General features: G+C 42.8%; 15 protein-coding genes and 2 pseudogenes. 9 read left to right on the top strand and 8 right to left on the bottom strand.

Annotated elements, in window-relative coordinates:
- The first annotated feature begins 61 nt into the window (after nt 1–61).
- Together AC2VE5_RS06830 and AC2VE5_RS06825 are read left to right on the top strand one after the other, a co-directional pair.
- On the top strand, nt 62–1,429 hold the full coding sequence (locus tag AC2VE5_RS06830; RefSeq protein WP_486887070.1) for a GTP-binding protein: 1,368 nt from the start codon (nt 62–64) through the stop codon (nt 1,427–1,429).
- A gap of 327 nt (nt 1,430–1,756) precedes the next feature.
- Nucleotides 1,757–2,203 carry an ATP-binding protein gene (locus tag AC2VE5_RS06825; protein WP_486887017.1) on the top strand — a complete coding sequence of 149 codons (447 nt, stop codon included), beginning with the start codon at nt 1,757–1,759 and terminating at the stop codon, nt 2,201–2,203.
- On the opposite strand, the gene AC2VE5_RS06820 is transcribed toward AC2VE5_RS06825, so the two are convergent.
- Nucleotides 2,200–2,490 (bottom strand): DUF6439 family protein, encoded by a 291-nt coding sequence (locus AC2VE5_RS06820; protein ID WP_486887016.1) that lies wholly within the window; start codon nt 2,488–2,490, stop codon nt 2,200–2,202. The two genes, AC2VE5_RS06825 and AC2VE5_RS06820, sit on opposite strands and share 4 nt — an antisense overlap.
- Nucleotides 2,491–2,538: 48 nt before the next feature.
- Between AC2VE5_RS06820 and AC2VE5_RS06815 the strand changes: the two genes are divergently transcribed.
- Entirely contained in the window at nt 2,539–2,901 is a 363-nt protein-coding gene (locus tag AC2VE5_RS06815) for a sll0565 family protein (protein WP_486887015.1), read from the top strand.
- A gap of 30 nt (nt 2,902–2,931) precedes the next feature.
- A complete protein-coding gene (asnS, locus tag AC2VE5_RS06810) occupies nt 2,932–4,320 on the top strand; it encodes an asparagine--tRNA ligase (RefSeq protein ID WP_486887014.1) in 1,389 nt (462 codons plus the stop codon).
- Here the strand turns inward: asnS and AC2VE5_RS06805 are convergent.
- From AC2VE5_RS06805 to AC2VE5_RS06790, 4 genes are all read right to left on the bottom strand, one after another.
- Nucleotides 4,317–6,998, bottom strand: coding sequence for a chloride channel protein (locus AC2VE5_RS06805; protein WP_486887013.1), 2,682 nt, complete (start codon nt 6,996–6,998; stop codon nt 4,317–4,319). The genes asnS and AC2VE5_RS06805 overlap by 4 nt on opposite strands.
- Nucleotides 6,999–7,119: 121 nt before the next feature.
- Nucleotides 7,120–7,716 carry a GDSL-type esterase/lipase family protein gene (locus AC2VE5_RS06800; RefSeq protein ID WP_486887012.1) on the bottom strand — a complete coding sequence of 199 codons (597 nt, stop codon included), beginning with the start codon at nt 7,714–7,716 and terminating at the stop codon, nt 7,120–7,122.
- A gap of 12 nt (nt 7,717–7,728) precedes the next feature.
- On the bottom strand, nt 7,729–9,045 hold the full coding sequence (locus AC2VE5_RS06795; RefSeq protein ID WP_486887011.1) for a TldD/PmbA family protein: 1,317 nt from the start codon (nt 9,043–9,045) through the stop codon (nt 7,729–7,731).
- A gap of 76 nt (nt 9,046–9,121) precedes the next feature.
- The gene (locus tag AC2VE5_RS06790; protein WP_486887010.1) at nt 9,122–9,991 is read right to left on the bottom strand and encodes a Tab2 family RNA-binding protein; all 870 of its coding nucleotides are present in this window, start codon (nt 9,989–9,991) and stop codon (nt 9,122–9,124) included.
- A 215-nt stretch (nt 9,992–10,206) separates the two neighbouring features.
- On the opposite strand from AC2VE5_RS06790, the gene AC2VE5_RS06785 reads away from it, so the two are divergent.
- Nucleotides 10,207–12,180 carry a protein kinase domain-containing protein gene (locus AC2VE5_RS06785; RefSeq protein WP_486887009.1) on the top strand — a complete coding sequence of 658 codons (1,974 nt, stop codon included), beginning with the start codon at nt 10,207–10,209 and terminating at the stop codon, nt 12,178–12,180.
- Nucleotides 12,181–12,222: 42 nt separating this feature from the next.
- Here the strand turns inward: AC2VE5_RS06785 and AC2VE5_RS06780 are convergent, their stop codons facing one another.
- From AC2VE5_RS06780 to AC2VE5_RS06770, 3 genes are all read right to left on the bottom strand, one after another.
- Nucleotides 12,223–14,469 (bottom strand): glycoside hydrolase family 57 protein, encoded by a 2,247-nt coding sequence (locus AC2VE5_RS06780; RefSeq protein ID WP_486887008.1) that lies wholly within the window; start codon nt 14,467–14,469, stop codon nt 12,223–12,225.
- A 101-nt stretch (nt 14,470–14,570) separates the two neighbouring features.
- A complete protein-coding gene (locus tag AC2VE5_RS06775) occupies nt 14,571–14,801 on the bottom strand; it encodes a NifU family protein (protein ID WP_009631463.1) in 231 nt (76 codons plus the stop codon).
- 63 nt (nt 14,802–14,864) lie between these two features.
- Nucleotides 14,865–15,512, bottom strand: coding sequence for a DUF3386 domain-containing protein (locus AC2VE5_RS06770; RefSeq protein WP_486887007.1), 648 nt, complete (start codon nt 15,510–15,512; stop codon nt 14,865–14,867).
- A gap of 128 nt (nt 15,513–15,640) precedes the next feature.
- Between AC2VE5_RS06770 and AC2VE5_RS06765 the strand changes: the two genes are divergently transcribed.
- The 4 genes and pseudogenes from AC2VE5_RS06765 to AC2VE5_RS06750 form a co-directional block, all read left to right on the top strand.
- Entirely contained in the window at nt 15,641–15,976 is a 336-nt protein-coding gene (locus AC2VE5_RS06765; RefSeq protein WP_486887006.1) for a 2Fe-2S iron-sulfur cluster-binding protein, read from the top strand.
- Between the two features lie 1,341 nt (nt 15,977–17,317).
- Nucleotides 17,318–18,532, top strand: a complete 1,215-nt coding sequence (locus tag AC2VE5_RS06760) for a glycosyltransferase (protein ID WP_486887069.1) — start codon at nt 17,318–17,320, stop codon at nt 18,530–18,532.
- Nucleotides 18,533–18,895: 363 nt separating this feature from the next.
- Nucleotides 18,896–19,583: pseudogene (locus tag AC2VE5_RS06755) on the top strand (IS1 family transposase).
- 12 nt (nt 19,584–19,595) lie between these two features.
- Nucleotides 19,596–19,724 (top strand): annotated as a pseudogene (locus AC2VE5_RS06750) (IS1 family transposase); the annotation flags it as partial.
- Nucleotides 19,725–19,824: the final 100 nt, after the last annotated feature.

The following is a 19,824-nucleotide window of genomic DNA, read 5'->3' as shown; positions in this document are numbered from 1 at the left end:
CGGCGAGAGTTTTATAATAAAAATCTATAGACTTATACGCTAAATAATTTACCCTGTGAGCATTCGTCAAACATCTTCTGTACCTACGGCGGCGGAATCTCACACCAACCGCGCTCGTGCTAGTATCCGCCAAGCGCTATCTTGGTACTCTAATAATTTGCGTAAACCCAATCAGCAGTTTTCTAACGCTGAATTACTCAAGAAGCTAAAACCAGAATTTGATGTTTTGTCTTCGATTCTTAATAAACTTGACTCAAATATAATTTCAATTGCGGCTTTTGGTTTGGTTAGCCGGGGCAAATCTGCGGTTTTAAATGCTTTGCTTGGGCAAAAGATCTTGCAAACAGGTCCTCTTAACGGTGTAACCCAGTGGTGTCGCTCGGTGCAATGGGTAGCAAATCCTAATAGTAAAGTCCAAGTAGAGCTAATTGATACTCCAGGATTAGATGAAATTGACGGCGAAGCGCGAAGTCTTATGGCGGAAAATGTAGCTCGTCAAGCCGACTTAATTTTATTTGTGGTAGCTGGCGATATTACTCAAACCGAGTACCAGGCGCTCTGCAAATTGCGCCATTACCAAAAGCCGCTCATTTTGGTATTTAACAAAATCGATCTTTATCCCGATACTGATAGACAAGCAATTTATCAAAATCTGCAAGAACTAGGGGCAACAGGAGGCGAAATGCTGCCGGACGAAATTGTGATGGTTGCCGCCGAACCAACTCCCCTAGAAGTGCGCGTAGAGTGGGCTAATGGCGAAACTGGCTACGAGTGGGAGACTCCATTGCCGCAAATCAATGAATTGAAACAGAAAATTCTGAATATTCTTAATCGAGAAGGGCAAAGTCTTTTGGCACTAAACGCCCTCGTGCAAGCCCAAAAAGCTCAAGCAGAAATTGCTTCTGTAACTGTAGCCGAGCGCCAACAGCAAGCCGAAGACTTAATTTGGCAATACACCAAATATAAGGCAATCGCGATCGCTCTCAATCCCATTGCTTTATTAGATATATTGGGGGGCTTTGTTACTGATTTAGCTTTAATTCGCGCTTTAGCACGGTTGTATAATTTGCCGATGACTGGCTACGAAGCTGCAAAGTTATTAAGAACTATAGTATTTAGCTCCGGTGGCTTGCTTTTGGGCGAATTAGGTAGCAGTTTATTTTGGGGTTTGGGTAAAAGTACAGCAATCGCGCTTTCTAGTGGCGAAAATCCGTTCAATATTTCAACTTATGCAGGAGCGGCGGCGATTCAAGCCGGAATTGCAGCCTATGGTTGCTATGCAGTAGGACGAGCGGCACAGGTATACCTAGAAGGCGGCTGCACTTGGGGACAATTTGGCGCTAGTACCGTAATTGCCGAAATCCTCTCTCGCACCGAGCCAAACACAATTATTTACCGCCTGCGTCAAGAATTATTGTCTGTCGATTAGCAAGCACTAATAGTTTTGGCTATTTGAGCAGATATTGACAAAGGGCTTGGGTAATAGAAAGAGGAATGCTAAGATTGAAATGCAATGATAATTTTTTAGTTAAACGAACATATTTAAGTAGATAAATAACTAACAAACTATTTATGATTATCTACTCGAAACTCGGCGAATCGTCTTGAGGCATCATGCTTTTGCAGATTAAAAGTTCAATCTACTTAGCACAATGCCCAAACACTAGGCGTGCATAAAATATGATTACATAGCTCACGTGGAAGACCATAAAACAAGCAAATCAATGTCTAGCCAACAGCTACGGGGTTTTTGTACGTGATTACCATTTCACCACGTCCAGTCGGGCGCAATTGCAGCACTATTAGCTTTGCATCAACTCTATACCTTTGCCCAATTTTAGACTTATTGTTGGCGGAAGTGCCAGAAAAATGGCACGCCGAACTAAGATTAGGATTGCAAGAAGCTTTAGTCAACGCCGCCAAACACGGCAACAAACTCGATCCTGGCAAAGTTGTTATCGTCCGCTTTTTCTTAGTCAGCGAATTCTATTGGTGGGAAATTAGCGATCAAGGCCGTGGATTTACACCTGATTGCGATCGCGATTGCCATCCCACCGAATATTTACCCCCAGAAGTATCAGAAAATGGTCGCGGAATGTTCTTATTAAAAACAATTTTCGATCAAGTCCATTGGAATCGAGAAGGTACAGAGTTGAGACTGTGCAAGCAAATGTCCCGTTTTCGGTTTCCCCTAGTTAGTTAATCGGCTTTATCTACCGCACCATGACTAGGACAAGGAGGTGCAGAAATAGAACGATCTAACCACGCTGTAGCTTGTTGCAGCCGCGATAGAGCTTCTTCTGGTTTGTCTTTGAGCAAAAATACTATTGCCGCCGCCGCTTGTTCGCTAGAACGGGCTTTACGATTAGATTTTAGCTTGTGCCATTCGTTGGGGGAAATAGTTAATCTCTCAATCAAAGCTTGAGCTAATTGCACAGTTGTGAAGTCATTAAGATTAGTAGTTTTGACAAGATCGGTACTTTCAAGCATAAAATCGGGCAAATAAGGTTATTTACTCTTACTGTATCAAGGGATTATATGCAGCCGCCTCCCGAATCATCAACCGATGTTTCAAACGCCGATATTGAAGGAAGTATTGCTGAAGTAGAACAAGCTTTGACTGCTCTCAAACAACGTTATGCTCAAATAGAAAGCGATCGCCAACGTAAAGCAGAGCTAAAGCACCGATTAGAGGAAATTAGACCGCAATTAGCCAACAATAAGCTGCCAGCCTTGCAAGCAGAACTTAAAGAAATTAAAGCCCAAATAGAAGCTATAGAAGTCGATTTAGAAAGCCAGCTATTTACTATAGATGTTTTTAAGGAACCATTCTGGCAAGCGGTGCGGTTCGGTGGGCTGGGGATTGTTGTAGGCTGGATCTTAAAGTCTTGTACTAGCTAAAAAAGTAAATACCCAAAATATTTATAAACGATGACCAGAAGTATTGCAGATATATTAAAAAACGGTCAGCCAGAGGAAGATTTAACGATTCAAGGCTGGGTACGTACTAAACGCGACTTGAAAGGATTTGCCTTTATTGAGGTAAACGATGGCTCCTCTTTGGCTAATTTGCAAGTGGTGCTAAATTCGCAAATGCCAGAATATGAGAACTTATTAAAGCGGTCAAATACCGGGGCTTCCATCGAAGTTACGGGCAAATTAGTTCCATCCCAAGGTAAAGGGCAGCGCATTGAGTTACAGGCGACTTCAGCCACCGTATACGGCGAAGCTGATGTCGATACTTATCCTTTGCAAAAAAAACGCCATTCTTTTGAATTTTTGCGGACAATTGGACATTTGCGATCGCGTACTAATTCTTTTGGGGCTGTTTTTCGGGTCAGAAATGCCTGTGCAACTGCTATTCACCAGTTTTTCCAGCAACGGGGTTTTTTGTGGGTACATACGCCCATTATTACTAGCAACGATTGCGAAGGTGCGGGGGAACTATTTACTGTTACAAGCTTAGATTTAAAGAAAGTTCCGCTTACCGACAAGCAAGAAGTAGACTACAGCCAAGACTTTTTTGGTAAACCAGCTTATTTAACTGTAAGCGGACAGTTAGAAGCAGAGATTATGGCAATGGCTTTTAGTAATGTCTATACTTTTGCGCCGACTTTTCGTGCTGAAAATTCTAATACTTCCAGGCATTTGGCAGAGTTTTGGATGGTAGAACCAGAAATGGCTTTTTGCAATTTGCAAGGAGATATGGATTTAGCTGAAGCATTCTTAAAGCACGTTTTCAATTATGTAATGGAAACTTGCCCGGAAGACATGGAGTTTTTTAACGAGCGAATTGATAAAACTGTACTTGCAACGGCTCAAAACATTATTGATAACGAGTTTGAGCGCTTAACTTATACCGATGCGGTTTCGCTACTTGAAAAAGCGCCCGTAACTTTTGAGTATCCTGTAAGTTGGGGTTTGGACTTGCAATCAGAACACGAACGCTATTTAGCGGAGCAGTTATTTAAAAAACCTGCGATCGTAACTGATTACCCAGTAGGAATCAAAGCTTTCTATATGCGTTTGAATGACGACCAAAAAACTGTTAGTGCCATGGATATTTTAGCCCCCAAAATTGGCGAAATTATTGGTGGTTCTCAACGGGAAGAACGAATAGACGTATTAGAACAAAGAATGAAAAATCAAGGCTTAAATCCAGAGGATTTGTGGTGGTATCTAGATTTACGCCGTTATGGGACAGTTCCTCATGCTGGTTTTGGGTTAGGGTTTGAGCGCTTGGTGCAATTTATGACCGGAATGGCAAATATCCGCGATGTTATTCCTTTTCCACGTACCCCATTGAGTGCAGAATTTTAATTATCTTTGCCCGAAATTGCACTGCGTACCAAAATCGCCGTGCAATCTACCTTTAGAGCAATTTCTACCGGAATATTGCCGCTTATTACTTGCTTGAGCATTCCTTCTCTACTTGCTCCTAACACTACTACGTCAAAGTTTTCCGATTTAGCTTGCTCGATTACCCCTTCAATTACCGAATTAGCTTTTAGTGGTGCAGCCGTTACAAGACTTTTTAAGTGGCGCTGGCGCACTAGATAGCGCACGGCTTGTTCCAAAACTTGAGTATTTGGTGACCCAGTTGAAGTAACTACTTGACAAAAATGTACTGATGGAGAGGCGGAAAGAGTTAGTAAGGAGGGTAATAGTTGAATTGCCGTTTGAGAATTGGGACCACCCGCAATTGGTACAAGCCAGCGATTTAATTGCGTATTGGGGAGCAAGCAGTAAGGCGGCGGTATGCGTACTTTACGCTTAGTAGGGAGAGAAAAATGAAGTTTTTGGTGCGCTTCTTGGGCAAACTTGACTAAAACCACTCCACAGCTTGCCTGTCTAATTAAAGTATCAGCAACGCTACCAAAAATTCGCCCTGGAGTAATAGTTTTACCTTTCCAGCCCATTAAAACTAGATCGATATGCCGCTCTTTGATTATTTCTAAAATAGCGGAAGCTGGATCGTGGGCGACGCGAATTTGAGTATGCAAAGGAATATTAAATTTACGTGCCTCGGCTTCTGCTTGATGCAGCAATCGACGGCTTTTGGCAGTATTTACGGGGGTTTCGGCAGGAGAACTATTGCGAGAAACTAAAATTACTTGAACGCACTCTAATTCGTAATGGCGATCGCGCGCAATAGCTAAAGCAAATTGTAATAAAGCATTAGCTGTATAGGGATTGGCTAAAGGTACGAGCATTCGTCCTTGTCCTATAGCAGGCGATCGCGTTTGATACACGGTGTAAGAAGGCTCTGGTTGCGGTCCTATTTGTCGATTTTTGCCGTTGAGCTTATCTGCTTCGGCGTGAATAATATCGGCACGGGTAATAATGCCAATCAGCTTTCTTTGCTCGATTACAGGCAATCTACTCACTCCGTAACGATCGAGCAAATACAAAACATCGCTTAAACTCGCATTAGGACTTACCGTTACAGGTTGAGGAGTCATAATCTCACCTAAATGAGTATCTCCTGGTAAAGATAATTCGCGCATTTTGGCTAAATCTGTTTGCGTAACGATCCCGACTAACTTACCGTCGTCTACTACCGGGAAGCCGCGATGATGAGAGCGAGAAAACGCTTGTACCGCCTCGTCTAGAGTCATTTGCACCTCTAAAGTTTCTACACGCGGCTGCATTACATTCTCTGCCGTTATGGTGGTCAGCAATCCCTGAGTGGGCGCTGCTATATCTAAGCTGATGCCATTTAAGGCTAAAAGCTTGTCGTATAGGGAGCCGGGCGCAATTTTTTCGGCAATTAAGTAGGAAGTAACCGAGCCAATCATCAACGGCAAAACTAGATTAAAATCTGTAGTCATTTCAAAGACAATGGCGATCGCTGTTAAAGGGACTTTGGAAACGACGCTAAAAAAAGCTCCCATCCCCGCCAAAGCATAGGTAATCGGCGAACTCATACCCGTTAGGTTATATTCGATTATTCCGACCAAATAACCAAGCGCCGAACCCATAATCAGGCTAGGAGCAAACACCCCTCCCGGCGCACCAGAACCCGCCGCCACTACTGTGAGCAGAAATTGAGCAACAAAGGCGATCGCCGCCGCGTACCAACTAGCTTCCCCCGTCAGCATAAATTCTCGCAAGCCAGTATTGTCGTGAAATTGGCGCGGCAGTAACGATACAGCGATCCCCGAAACAGAGCCTGCTATTGCAATCCGCAATGGCAAACTAACGTGCAAACGTTGGTATAGTTTTAAACTGGTAATGATTCCTTGGTTAAATAACGAGCCTAATAGCCCCGCTAAGATTCCCAATATTATATAAAAAGGAATTTCCCCTAAAGAAAAGCTAGTAATATTTGCCGTTAATTCTAAATTTAGTTGCAAGCTTCTACCACCCAACAGCCGGGAAACTACCGCTCCCACAAACGAAGCAATTATTGCCGTACCTAAAGTTATCCCAGATAAATCTTGAAGTAGTTGCTCGACTACAAATAAAACTCCGGTAATGGGTGCATTGAACGCCGCCGCCAATCCCGCCCCCGCTCCGGCGGCAATTAGCTGGCGGCGATGATTGGGAGACATGGGCAAATAGCGACTCAATCCCCCCGCTAAAGCCGCCCCAATATGCACTGTTGGTCCTTGCCGCCCCAAAGTTAAGCCCGAACCCAGCGCCATGCTGGCACTAACCAACTTTACTAAAGCAATGCGCCAAGAAAGCTTGATAGAGACATTGGCAAGACTGGCTTTGACATCAGGAATGCCACTACCGCCAGCTTCTGGAGCTAACCTTTGGATTAGTAACCCAGAAAAAAAGCCAAAAGAACCGCCAATTAGGGGCAATACTAGCCAAGCGGGTTGCAAGGTTGAAGATTGGACGCGCCAAGAGCCAAGCCAACCAGAGCTAAATTTGAGGAAGACCCCAGCTAAAGCTGCTACTAAACCAATAATTACCGCATAAGAAATCGCGCTTGTTCGACTTGGTTGCAGCCATTGGCGCAAACGCTGTTGTATAGCAGGAGGTAGCATTTTTTGCACGAAAAAGGAAAGAAAAAACTGCTTCTGACGCTCTTTAATCGGTTATTTGTGACTTGGATAAGGCTTAATTTGTTGCAGCACTCACATTTTGCCTAGTTATATACTTATGTTCTCATGTAAACCAAGATAACCAAGGTTGCCAATTTTGCACTAATTGAGCTAATGCAGCGTAGCCAGCAGCACGAGGATGAAAGCCATCATTTGCCATTGCCTCATTTATCCATACATCAGAAGCTTGCAAGGGAGTGAAAATATCTAAGTAAGGTACATCCATCTCATTGGACACGGAGGCAAAGGCAGCAGATAAACGAGCAATTCTTTGATTTTGTTCTAAGTCCACTCCTGGCGCTGTTCCTACCATCAACACCGGAAACATCTGTTTAGCTATTTTTAGTATGTTGCGCGTGTTTTCTAAAGATGTTTCAAAGGCAACGCGAGTTTTACCGTTTTCTATAGTCGTGTCATTAACACCAAAGGAAAATACAATTCGTCCATTGTGTTCTGGAGGTAAACGATAGGTTACTTCTTTTTGCCAACGCTCCTTAAGTTCTGTAGTAGTTTCTCGCCTTACGCCTAAGTTGTAATAAGTAATATCATGACCGAGATGGCAAGCTTTGGCGCAGATTCTACCCGCCCAACCCAAACACTCAGGATCGCCCGTACCATTAACAAAAGATTCACCTACAAAGCAAATACGCAGACTACGCATAACTAAATTGCTTTAATTTTCCTCTCGCCCGATCGCTGATAGTCCCTCTACGATTAATGATGGCGTATAGCAAGAGCCGTTCCACTCAGCATCGTTACCCAAAGCAACTAATTGTTTTAGGGCTGTGTAGGCATTACCCGCCACCATTGTATCTTTGACTCGCCCGATCGCCTGACCATTTTTGACCCGGTAGCCCAAGTCAACATTAATGGAAAAGTCCCCCGAAATACTGCCTCCATCCCCCAGCATTTGATCGATAATAATCCCGTCATCGAGTTGAGCAATCAATTGGGACAAAGAGTTGTTGCCTGGTTGAATCAGCAAATTAAATAAGCTTGGGGTAGGATAGCTACCCAAACCAGGGCGAAACCCGTTTCCTGTCGTCCCTGTCCCTAATAATCTCCCGCAGGTGCGATCGCTAACAAAATTCTGCAATACTCCATTTTGCAAAAATACAAGAGGCATTGTGGGCGTACCTTCATCATCAAAGGGACAACTAAAAGGACCAGTTTCTGGTTCTTGGGAAATAGTTAAAGCGCTAGAAGTTACTGCTTGCCCTAATTTATCTGCCCAAGGTGAAGCTTTTTCTAAAACTCTTTTGCCATTGAGCGCCGCTTGCAATGTACTCCACAACATATCTGCGGCTTTGGATGTAAATAAAATAGGTACGTGTCCTGTAGGCGGGGCAGTATTTTTTTTAGCCCAATCCAAACGCTGCAAAATTTGCTCAACTATCTTTTCAGGTTGAAGAAAGTCCCGTTGAGTCTGTCCGTCCGATACGCTTAAAAAGTCATCACCTCTAATCCATTCCACCGCTAGATACGCGCTGAGAGTAGTATCGGTGTAGTGGCAGTCCAAACCCATCGAATTAACCAAACGAGTAGTCTCAATATCGCTATCCCATTCGGCACTAATTAAAACTTCGGGGTAGGCATCGTGAATGAGCGCGATCGCTTGAGTACCCCACTCTATTAGCCGATCTACCGCTACTTCCTGCCCTAAATTTGGATAATTTGGCTGAGAATTAGTAGCAAGTTCAATTGGTTCGGGTTCGTTGAGTTGGCTAAGAGCCAAAGCCCGTTCTACTAGAGTTTGCGGCGCTACAGAGCCGTAGGCGACCGCCAGCCCCGGACATCCATTTCTCCATAGTCGCAAAGCTGTACCCTCAGATTGAGCGCTTTCTAGCTGCTTGAGACGGTTTGCCTCAAAAAATACGGGACGAGAGAGCGATTTTGATTGATACACTTCTGCCTTTTCTGCCCCAGATTTAATTGCTATTTCTAACAACTGTTCTACTAGAAGTGTATGTTGTGGTATTTCGGAACCCATGCGCTTTGCTGCAACTGTGGAATTTTTGGATTTATGTAGTGTTTCTAGGGGAACTGTACCCTGATCCAGGTAATTTTTACGGTAAATTAATTTCTTGCAACAGCCAAAAGCCTGCAAAAACTTCAGATTCCGGACTTGATTGCACTGCTAAAAAATGCACTTGGTTAGCTTTTTGTTTTGCTTGCTCAAATTCTTGAGCAGTTTGTGAGGTTTGGGAGTTAGTTAAGGTGGCTAAAAGCCAACTGTCGCTTGCACCAGTTTCTAAAAGTAATCTAGTCGGGGTTGTGCGAGTATCTACTTTGAGCGCGGCAATTTCTAAGCCTGACATCCACCCAGCTAAAGGTATAGCTCTAGGAGAGTAAATTATGATCCCAGGAACTACGGTGTCTGGCGTGATTTGTGCTAGTGGTAGCGGGAAAGCTTCACCAAACCCAATCTCCCATTCTGGCATTTGGGCTAAGTCCGAGCCTAATAAGCTGGCAACTACCCACTTTTGCCCAATTAAAGCGTCTGGTAAACGTTGAGGTTCAGAACTTTTTTGCGCCCGTACCGATGGATTGGTAGCCTCTTGATACCCTGGTTCTTGGGGATAAACTTCCAAGAAGCGCTGTTGCAACCATTGATTGAGCGCCAAAGTCCGGCGGCTAGGCTGGGCGGGAATACCCAAATCTTGGCAAGCTTTGGTAATCATATTGTTCATAGGAGTGCGAAAGAACCGGAACTTAACTGGAGCCGCCCCCGCCTGCTCAATTGCCGATTCTAAAGCCGTTTTGAGCCAAGCCGAATTTACCTGCGTACTTGAGCAATACTCAGAATACTGAAACAGCGAATCAAGCTCGGTGTCAATAGTTGACGGGCTTTCGCAAACTAAGACTTCCCAAAGTTTTTTGTTGTTTTCATCCATTACTGGACGCGAATAAAAATCAATTTCCCAAATACTGCCCATGCCTTGCCGTTAAAAATTGGCTACCTTGTAAATCGTACAGGCGATCGCGTCCTCATTGATCGGCAAATCGTTATTCGTCTCATTGATAAGAGACAATAGGTGTAGAAATTCTTATGGTTTGGGTTTGAAAAAGCTATTAGTTAGCAGAAAACCTTGTTTTGGCGTACTTTAAGGTAACTTAACCTGACAAAAAGTAAAGAACTCATGTCGATTTTATGAGCTATTGTCTCAATCCTAATTGTCTGTACCCCGAAAACTCTAACGATCGTAATTCGTGCAGAAGTTGCGGTAAAAGTTTGTTGCCGTTACGCGATCGCTATCAGATTATTCGCCTGCTCAGTAGTGGTGGTTTTGGGAGAACTTTTTTAGCAGAAGATCGAGACAAGCTCGACGAATTATGTGTAGTCAAACAATTAGTCCCCCAACTGCAAGGTACGAGCGCCCAAAACAAAGCAACGCAGTTATTTGGGCAAGAAGCTAAAAGGTTGCAGCAGTTAGGCGAACATCCTCAAATTCCTACCTTATATGCGTATTTTGAATCTGATGGCTACCTTTACTTAGTTCAACAGCTAATTGTCGGGCAAAGTTTGCGAGAACAGTTAGACTCACAGGGCGCTTTTAGCGAGCAGCAAATTTGGGAATTATTTGCTGACTTGTTACCCGTATTGCAGTTTATTCACAATCATCAAGTAATTCACCGCGATATTAAGCCCGATAATATTATGCGCCGCCAAAGCGATCGCCGCTTAATTTTGATTGACTTTGGCGTATCCAAACAATTTACTACGACAAGTCACGCCACCATCGGTACAACTATTGGCTCCTTTGGTTACGCTTCTAACGAACAAATGAATGCTGGGGAAGCTTATCCAGCAAGCGATCTTTACAGCTTGGGCGTAACTTGTTTTCATCTATTGAGCCAAATTTCTCCTACCCATTTATGGACGGAGTATGGCTATAGTTGGGTAAAACAATGGCAGCAACACTTAAACGTCCAAATTAGCTCCGGACTTACTTCAGTTTTGGATAAGCTGTTGCAAAAAGATATGCAGCAGCGCTACCAAAATGTCGAGCAAGTTTTTCAAGACTTACGAGCAATGCCAGCATTTCTAGCTGCGGATGTCACACAGTTGCCATTGCACGTACCTAGCTTTACAGAAAATCAAGGTCGTCATGGCGATTCATCTCACAAAGTTGCCCCCGTCACTACAACTCTAAATCCCAGTCCAAATTTTGGTTGGCGCTACAAGCTATTGCTAGGAAGTGCGATTGTTTTGCTGCTAGGATTTGCTGGATACAAATACTGGACTAGCAAGCAACCTTCTACACTCATGGGTCATAGAGGAGAAGTTAATACGGTTGCAATTAGTCCTGATGGTCGCACTATTGTTAGTGGTAGCGACGATCAGACACTGAAAGTTTGGGATCTAAATAGTCAAAAATTACTACGTACTTTAAAAGGACATACAGACTGGGTTTACGGTATTGCCGTCAGTGCTGATGGTCAGACTATTGTTAGTGGTAGTAAAGATAAAACTATTAAGCTTTGGCAATTGTCAGGGCAGCAAACCCGAACTCTCACAGGACATACTAGCTATATAAATGGTGTTGCTATTAGCCCCAACCAGACAAAAATTGCTAGTGGTAGTTACGACAAAACTGTCAAAGTCTGGAATTTAACAACTGGGCAAGTAGATACTCTTAAAGGGCATTCTAGAGAAGTTCTAACTGTTGCTATTAGTCCTGATGGCAAAACTCTTGTTAGTGGCAGTGTAGACAGAACTTTAATCATCTGGAACTTAGATACTTTAAAAGCCCAAAGTCCCTTAACTGGACACACAAGCGATGTAAATGCCGTTGCGATTAGTCCCAATAATCAACAATTAGCAAGTGTCAGCGACGATCGCACTATCAAACTGTGGAACCTCAACACTGGACGCGAAATTCGCACTTTGACAGGGCATTTGGCAGATATTAACGCTGTAGATTTTAGCCCTGACAATCACTATGTTGCCACTGGTAGCGATGACAAAACTGTCAGAATTTGGGATTTAGCGACTGGGGAAGATATATATACTTTTAAAGGGCATCAAGGTGCAGTGTTTGCTATAGATTATAGTCCTGATGGACAAGTTCTTGTTAGTGCTAGTGCAGACAAAACAATTAGAAAGTGGCAAGTACCAAAGTAGTAGAACCTCTTGAGCGAGTCAAGAGGTCAGTAAAATCGGCAGTTAGGGGACATCTATGGGAATTAAAGCATTTTCCGGCAAATAGCCTTTAAAACGCCCTTCATCTGCCAATACCAGAGTCATCCGCAACGGATAGTCCGGGGGAATTTGCAAATCTGCCCAAGGGATAGCTACCTCCAAACACCGATCTAAACCGATTTGAGCGCGACTAAACCGAGGATGCCATTGATAGTTGTCTCCCGCCTCTTGAAAATGCACAGTTTGAGTAAGTAAATTAATTTCTAACTGATGGTGAAATAAATAATTTAACGGTGCTTCATCCGGCAAATCTCCTACCGGAGCGGGGCTATTGTGCATAGTGCGATCGGGATAAAACCACAACAAATTTACCTGTGGCGGACAATCGCGCCCTGGTTTAATTCCTGCCTGGAAGTCTAAGCGCAAGTAAAAATTAGAGTGATCTACTCCATACCACAAGCGTTGAATTGCACTACTGCGGTGCATTGTTCCTCTCGCTCCCCCGACTTCTAACCTACCCGCTCGATCCCAGTCTTGTTCGTCGCCTTTACCATCAATAGAGGGGTGAATAAATCCTTCAGGGCGCGAATCTAGTTTTGCTTCGTGGACTTCTACGGGTTGACGGATACTAGGCGGTATCGGCTCATTTAGGGCTTGGTAGATATTGTACAAATGTTCTCTAAATAGTTGGTCAAAAATGGCATCCTGATTTGAGGAATGTCCTTCGCCAAACCACCAAAACCAGTCGGAACCTTCGGCGGCATACATCGCTTCCCAGGCGGCGGGGTTATTTTCTTCGGTTGCTTCAGGATGGTTGGCTAAAACGGTTCTCGCTTCTGTTAGCAAGTCCCAGGCACGATTTTTAGCCGGATCGCCGATCCAGGTTGTAAAGCTACCATCTACCCAAGAGCCGCTATGCAGGCGATCGCACTGTAAGGTCTCTGTAGCCGGGAATTGGTCTAAATACTCCGATACAGTCACAAGTTTTATCTGCTCGTTGTCGCTCAAAGCTTGGTACAAGTTTTCTAAAAATGGCTTGCCATCTTCAGGGTAAAATTCCCAGCAGTTTTCGCCATCAAGGGCAATAGTGACTAAATGCGGCTGCTCTAGCGAGGTACTACCGCTTGTTTGGTGCTGTTTGAGGGAATGAGCGATCGCTTCTAAATGTCCTACTAAGTCGGCGGCAGCCCTCTTAGGGGGCATAGAACTATAACTAAACCCAATTAAGTCTGACAAGCGATGATCTCTAAATACTATTGCCAACTCTCCGGCGGGAGTTTCTAACCGATAAGGGCGATATAGTAATTCTGGCTGCAACAGATTTCCCGCCCCATCCCGATTGAAAAAGTGCTTCAGTGTCCAGCCTAATACAGCTTCATCAGAGCAAAGCCACTTAAATCCTTGCTTGGCTACATAAGGCAGCATTTCTGGGCTAACAGACTGTTCTGAGGGCCATAACCCACGCGGAGAAGTCCCAAACCTGTCTTCGTACATATCCCAAGATTTTTGTAAGTGCCGCGGTATATCTTCCGTCCACTGAAACCGACGCTTGGGCAATTCCATATTTGGTACGGCAACTCGTCCAGAATTTGTATCCGCTAGTAGGGGTAATATCGGGTGAGTATAGGGCGTAGTTGTCACTTCTAATTGCCCGTTTTCCTGCATTTGCCGATGTTGCGGGATGATGCGGCTAAGAATTTGGCGTTGTTTGGAATAAATGCGCTGGCGATCGCTTAAATTAAAATTGCGTCCTCGCTTCAACCAGTCAGCAATTTCTGGATCATCCCAGAATAAGGGATCGATCCACGCTAAATTATGCCAAGCGAGCAAATCGCTGTAGTCTTGAGTTTCAAAGTTTTCTAAGCACCAAGCTCTACCTTTATCTTGCCTTTGTCCATAAAGTTCGGCGTACCGAGGATGGGGGTCAATTAGGGTGTGGTGATTAGCATCAAAAAAGTGTTCGATAATAAATTCGTGTTGTTCCCTGATTATCTGTTCGTCGGGAGTGAGACAGACAGTTAGATAAGGATCGAAAGCAGTTCCTGCAATATAATCTTCTAGCTGCAATATCAACGAAGGAACCAAGTTTACCGTTTGATGCAACTTAGGATAGCGCTCTAACATTAGAACTAAATCCAAGTAATCTTTTGTCCCGTGCAGCCTCACCCACGGTAAACGGTACTGTTGAGAACCAGAATTGCTGCTGTCACGACCTTTGTATAAGGGCTGATGTTGATGCCAAATAAAAGCTACATACAGGGGATGAGACATAAAAAAATTAATTAGTGACGTTATGCGATCGCTCTAACAGTAAAATAGCAAAAGGCAAAAGAAGTAATCCCTTTTGCCTTTAAAATTAATAGCTAATAGCTTTAAATTATCTGTTCAACCTCGGCAATTTCAGGAATCATCTCGCGCAAACGGCGCTCAATCCCCATTCTTAACGTCATTGTCGAACTAGGACAAGAACCGCAGGCTCCTTGGAGGCGCAACTTAACAATGGGTCCATCTAGTTCTACCAATTCCACATTACCGCCATCAGAAATGAGGTAAGGGCGCATTTCATCCAAAACTGTTTCTACATTATCGATTGTCAGTTCCATTAATTCAGCCCTCTTTTAACTTGCTTGCATCTATATCTATGTTAGATCTAATCGCCAATGCCTTTAAACAGTTGCAGGTTCTAGCAATTTTACATTAGAAAAACTAAACTCTGTCGTCATCCGCGTACCATTTTCGTAGGTTTCAATCGCTTCGTTAGTCATGATATGGTAGTCACCTACTGGTTCAAAGGTATCTTTGAACTTCATAGTGCGGGTAATGTCATTAGTTTGAGGATTGCGGAAAACCACATCATAGCGCGATGATACATACCCATTGCCTGTATCTAGGCTTTCTTGGGTATCAATTACAAACGCCATTCTGCCCATGACTCGGCTAACTTGGCAAATTTCTGTACCGCGAATCTTGTAGTTAGATCCCATAGAGTCGCCTTTGACCAAGATTTCGGTTGCACCACTCTCATCGCTTGCCCCCAGTGTAAACTCATTTTTGCCATGAGCTTGTTCAAACTGGGATCTTTTCCGGTGGGTGACTATATCCCGCAGTTGAGTATAAACGCTCTCCTTGACGGTTTCATCTTCCATTCCTTCGACTTCTACGCTGAGGTCGCGGTTGATGCGAATTTTGCCGTTGTAAACTTCGTCGCCTTGCTTAATTTGCACGTCGGCGCTGTAACCAGGAAAGTTTGCATCCCAGGTGTAACGATTTTCGTAAGCTGCTTTGAATAAGTCACGAGCCGTCGTTTGAGTCATAAAGCCTTTTTTTATTGACACCTTTTCCAGTTTAACGATGTTGGTGAAAGATTTGTACTGATGGAAAAAAGTTGAATTAAGAGCTTGCAGATTTAGGTATAACTTTAGTTGTTGCGCACTTTATAGATATGGCAGTTTATCAAGTTAGGCTGATTAATAATGCGAAGTCTCTAGACCGTACTATTAGCGTACCAAGCGATCGCTATATTTTAGAAATGGCGGAAGTTGCAGGTATTCGCTTACCTATGGGATGTGGTCAAGGCGAGTGTTCGGCTTGTGTTGCGAAGCTGATAAGCGGTGAAGTAGATCAAAACGAACAAAAATTTCTCCGTCCGTCTGAATTAGCTGCCGGGTACGCGGTTACTTGTGTCGCTTACCCGCTATCTGATTGCACCTTGCATACTCACCAAGAACAAGTTTTGTACCCATCATCGTTGTATGGATCGCCGCCACAGGTGCAATAGTTCCCTTAATCTAGGAGCAGATATTTTTCCTAAATGGTGTAGACAACCCAGAAAATGCTGAGATAACTGCAATTCAATTTAATAAAAACAGTATTTTTACTGGCGATAACTCTAAATAGAAATGATTAAATCAACTTAGTTAAACAGATTTCTCCTCCTGATTTAATTTACTTCGCAAGCTTACCAAGGCTTGCGAATACATAACCCTAAAGAGCCAAACTTATGCCAGTATTTGACACTTTCTTTGCCTTCAGTTTTGTTTCTACTATGGCTGTAACTTTACTAGCTACGGCTTTGGCTTATCAACCAACTTTTCGCTAACTATTATCGACCGCTTTATACAGAACTATTATTTACCTGTCAAAGTCTTTAACCAGTTGCATCACTAGCTTCCCGCCAATTATTACTGACCGCTTTATACAGAACCAGTATCTACTGCAACCCCCCTTTAATTTTATTAAGGGGGGTTTATCAACTCTTTGCTATTTATTGTCAATCACTACTATATATTAATCGTCAATACTTCTAAACACTGGGGAAATAAAGGTGGTTTTGCTGTATTTAAAAACTATGTGCATAGCCAATGGAATTGAGAGTAGATTGCTTTTATTTTACACTAAAAATCTCTCGTTCAATGCCTTGAAGATGTTATGCCTGTTGTGAATATCATCTGAATTAATAATTCACTTGAAAATAAAGCATTTCCGTTTTCAGCTTTGGCAATTTAGTGTTAACTGAAGTCAAATTTTAGGGACAAGTTTGGTTTTATTCATCAGTTATTGCCAATTGTTATTCAACTTTGGCTGATAGCCGACCTAGTTTCTACTAAAGGAGGACACTTTGGTACTATTACCAAAAAATTTGAGCCTAACTTAATCTTCAGACCTTGAAATTCCCAACGTCCCTCAGTAGCTCTATTTTCAAATTACTTCTGCTCGTCAGTGTCTTCTTTACTCAAACTTTATATTTGCAAATCTAAATCATATTTTTAGGCAATTATTTTGGAGGTGTTATTAAAACCCTCCAAAACTAGGCTAATACGGTCGCTCAGACAATTATGACAATATTTTATTTTTTTAAGGTTTATTCATTTCGTTTAAAATTGCTGTTTTTCTTTTTCTTCGATCTCTGCGTAAGCCTTGCCAAACTTAAAGCTGACGTTTCAAGAGGCTGGTAAACTTTAAGTTATTTATTGCTATATAGAGATTTAGCAAAGCTAAGATGATTTGTTGCATATTTCTTAAGAGCGTGATAAGCTGATTCCTTAAATTAATTTAATATTAAATATTTTCTGCTTAGCTTGCCTAAATTACTTTAGTTTCAGCAGCAAATTTTATGCCAATGCGTAAGCCTGTCTTGACTATTTTTTATCAATTTAATCCTTGGTACTCTACTATTGGCGGTATTCAAACAGTAATTACTAATTTTATCAAGTATGCTCCTGATGATTTTGAAGTTCGGCTTGTTGGTACAGGCAAAGAACTTGGGTCGCCGAAAGGAAAGTGGGAAGAAGCAGAACTCGCAGGTAAAAAAATTCAATTTATGCCTCTTTTTAATCTGCAAAACGATAACGTCAGAAGTTTAATTCCTACTACCTTAAAATACACATCGGCACTTCTGGGCCATTCTTTAGCTTCTGACTTTATGCACTTTCATCGTCTTGAACCAACTTTAGCAGCGCTGCCCTGGTCAGGAGACAAAACTTTATTTATTCACAACGATATTCAAAAGCAAATGCAGTCTAAAGAAAATGCAAATACCATTCTTTGGAGGCAATTTCCTCAAGCGTATTTCCTGCTTGAAAGCTTGCTAGTCAAGCAGTTTAGCCAAATAGTTTCTTGTAACTCTGAATCTGTAAAGCTTTATCAACAGCGATATCCAATGATTACGGAGCGCGTTAGTTTCATCAAAAATACAGTAGATAATCAAATCTTTTATCCATTGTCTCCAGAAGAAAAACAAGAGAAAAAGGCTGCCCTCGCTCGTAGATTGGAACTATCAAAAGATACGCAGTTCATTTTATTTGCAGGTCGTCTGCATCCTCAAAAAGATCCTATTCTTTTAGTTCGAGCCATCCCTGCTTTAGCTGATTTAAACGTGCATTTACTTATTGCTGGTGATGGAGAGTTAGCTTCGGAAGTGCGCCTTGAGATTGAGCGATTAGGGTTGTCCAAAAGAGTATCAATGTTTGGATCAGTCACCCAAATCAACCTTGCAGAGTTACATCAAATTGCTAGTGTTTTTGTTCTGAGCAGTGCCTACGAAGGTATGCCTTTGGTTGTGCTTGAAGCGCTAGCTTGTGGCACACCAATAGTAACAACTAAGTGCGGTGAAACCCCAAAATTACTTCCTACTGATTGTGGAGTTGTGTGTGGTGAACGAACGCCCTCGGCGATCGCCGAGGGCGTTCGTCAAGTAATACTTTCCCCAAAGAACTACTCAATTGAGTCCTGCGTGCGTGCTACCCAACCCTATAGCGCTCGTCATGTCATTGGCGAAATCTATAGCGATATGTTGCACCGTTGGGAAAAGCAAATTTCCTCTACTTTTTCTTAAGCAAATTTAGATCTTTATCTTCATTCATTCAAGTGAGAAATAGCTACTATGAAAATTGCTGTAATTGGTGCAAAAGGTTTACCTCCCAAGTAAGGTGGAATTGAGCATTATTGTGCGGAACTTTATCCCCGTATGGGTTGCCCAAGGACCCTCTGTAGATTCATTTGCCCGATCTTCTTACACCTATGGTTCTTGGCTTGAAAGTTATGATTTTGAGGATGTCCGAGTTATATCTATACCCAGTGTAAATGTTAGAGGTCTAGACGCTTTTTTACTTCAGCACTAGGCGCAATAGCTGCCACGGGCAAAAAATATGATATTATTCATTTCCAGGCTCTTGATCCGGCATTGCATAATGGAAGAATGAAATGTATTCATTGTGCATCTACTTTAGTTAGCAAAAACGGACACCGCCGTGGGAAACAAGGCTATATATGTCGTGCCTGCGGTCGTCAATTCCTTGAATCCTAGGAGCTGATAGGATATCGAAACTCAATTAAAGAGCATTGTCTAACACTCTACGTCAACGGCATGGGTTTTCGTGCCATTGGAAGGGCTACAGGTGTGAATCACAACACTATTATTAATTGGGTAAAACAGACAGGATCTTCTTTAGCTGATGCTCCAGAATCATCAGAAATTCCGGAAGTTGCCCAAGTAGACGAACTAGAAACTTTTGTGGGTAAAAAAAACAAGATATGGCTGTGGGCGGCTGTCAGCAAGGCAAGTACCGGAATTATAGCTTTGGTTTTAGGAGACAGAAGTGCCAAAACTTTTGAGCCACTGTGGAACATTATTAAGTGCTGGCATTGTTTCTTCTATGCCACCGATGGCTATTGAGTTTACCCAATTTTTATTGATGATGCTGACCATATTGTCAAGAAAACTTATATGACAATAGTAGAGGGAGAAAATAGTAGACTAAGACATTCCTTAGCTAGGCTACATAGGAAAACATTTTGTTATTCGCGCGTCACAAGAGATGCTGCGATTATCCATTAAATTATTACTGCATTACCTAAATTATAGAACTGTCCCTGTGTCAAGCTAAATCATTCGCCTGTTATGCAACGCCACGGTAATTAACTGGCTCAAAGCGGTGGGAGAGTTACTCCCGGATGCTTATAACCCTGACCAGATTCCCCAAGTGGGCGAACTCGATGAACTAGGGCGTATCTGCAAAGTCTGGATGTAGCGTAATGAGCTATTTTAACCAGATAAGAATCGCCGCAATCATCAGCATTGCTAGGTAGTTTTCGGCTCGTTTTTCATAACGAGTAGCTACCCGACGA

This window comes from Aliterella sp. E5.1 (genome assembly GCF_057473825.1).
Note: the sequence above shows the minus strand (reverse complement) of the source record. Positions and strands in the feature narration are given on the sequence as shown.

Coding starts and splice junctions, on each gene's coding strand:
- AC2VE5_RS06820 (WP_486887016.1), bottom strand. CDS start 2,490: ATGCTTGAAAGTACCGATCTTGTCAAAACTACTAATCTTAATGACTTC.
- AC2VE5_RS06815 (WP_486887015.1), top strand. CDS start 2,539: ATGCAGCCGCCTCCCGAATCATCAACCGATGTTTCAAACGCCGATATT.
- asnS (WP_486887014.1), top strand. CDS start 2,932: ATGACCAGAAGTATTGCAGATATATTAAAAAACGGTCAGCCAGAGGAA.
- AC2VE5_RS06805 (WP_486887013.1), bottom strand. CDS start 6,998: ATGCTACCTCCTGCTATACAACAGCGTTTGCGCCAATGGCTGCAACCA.
- AC2VE5_RS06800 (WP_486887012.1), bottom strand. CDS start 7,716: ATGCGTAGTCTGCGTATTTGCTTTGTAGGTGAATCTTTTGTTAATGGT.
- AC2VE5_RS06795 (WP_486887011.1), bottom strand. CDS start 9,045: ATGGGTTCCGAAATACCACAACATACACTTCTAGTAGAACAGTTGTTA.
- AC2VE5_RS06790 (WP_486887010.1), bottom strand. CDS start 9,991: ATGGGCAGTATTTGGGAAATTGATTTTTATTCGCGTCCAGTAATGGAT.
- AC2VE5_RS06785 (WP_486887009.1), top strand. CDS start 10,207: ATGAGCTATTGTCTCAATCCTAATTGTCTGTACCCCGAAAACTCTAAC.
- AC2VE5_RS06780 (WP_486887008.1), bottom strand. CDS start 14,469: ATGTCTCATCCCCTGTATGTAGCTTTTATTTGGCATCAACATCAGCCC.
- AC2VE5_RS06775 (WP_009631463.1), bottom strand. CDS start 14,801: ATGGAACTGACAATCGATAATGTAGAAACAGTTTTGGATGAAATGCGC.
- AC2VE5_RS06770 (WP_486887007.1), bottom strand. CDS start 15,512: ATGACTCAAACGACGGCTCGTGACTTATTCAAAGCAGCTTACGAAAAT.
- AC2VE5_RS06765 (WP_486887006.1), top strand. CDS start 15,641: ATGGCAGTTTATCAAGTTAGGCTGATTAATAATGCGAAGTCTCTAGAC.
- AC2VE5_RS06760 (WP_486887069.1), top strand. CDS start 17,318: ATGCGTAAGCCTGTCTTGACTATTTTTTATCAATTTAATCCTTGGTAC.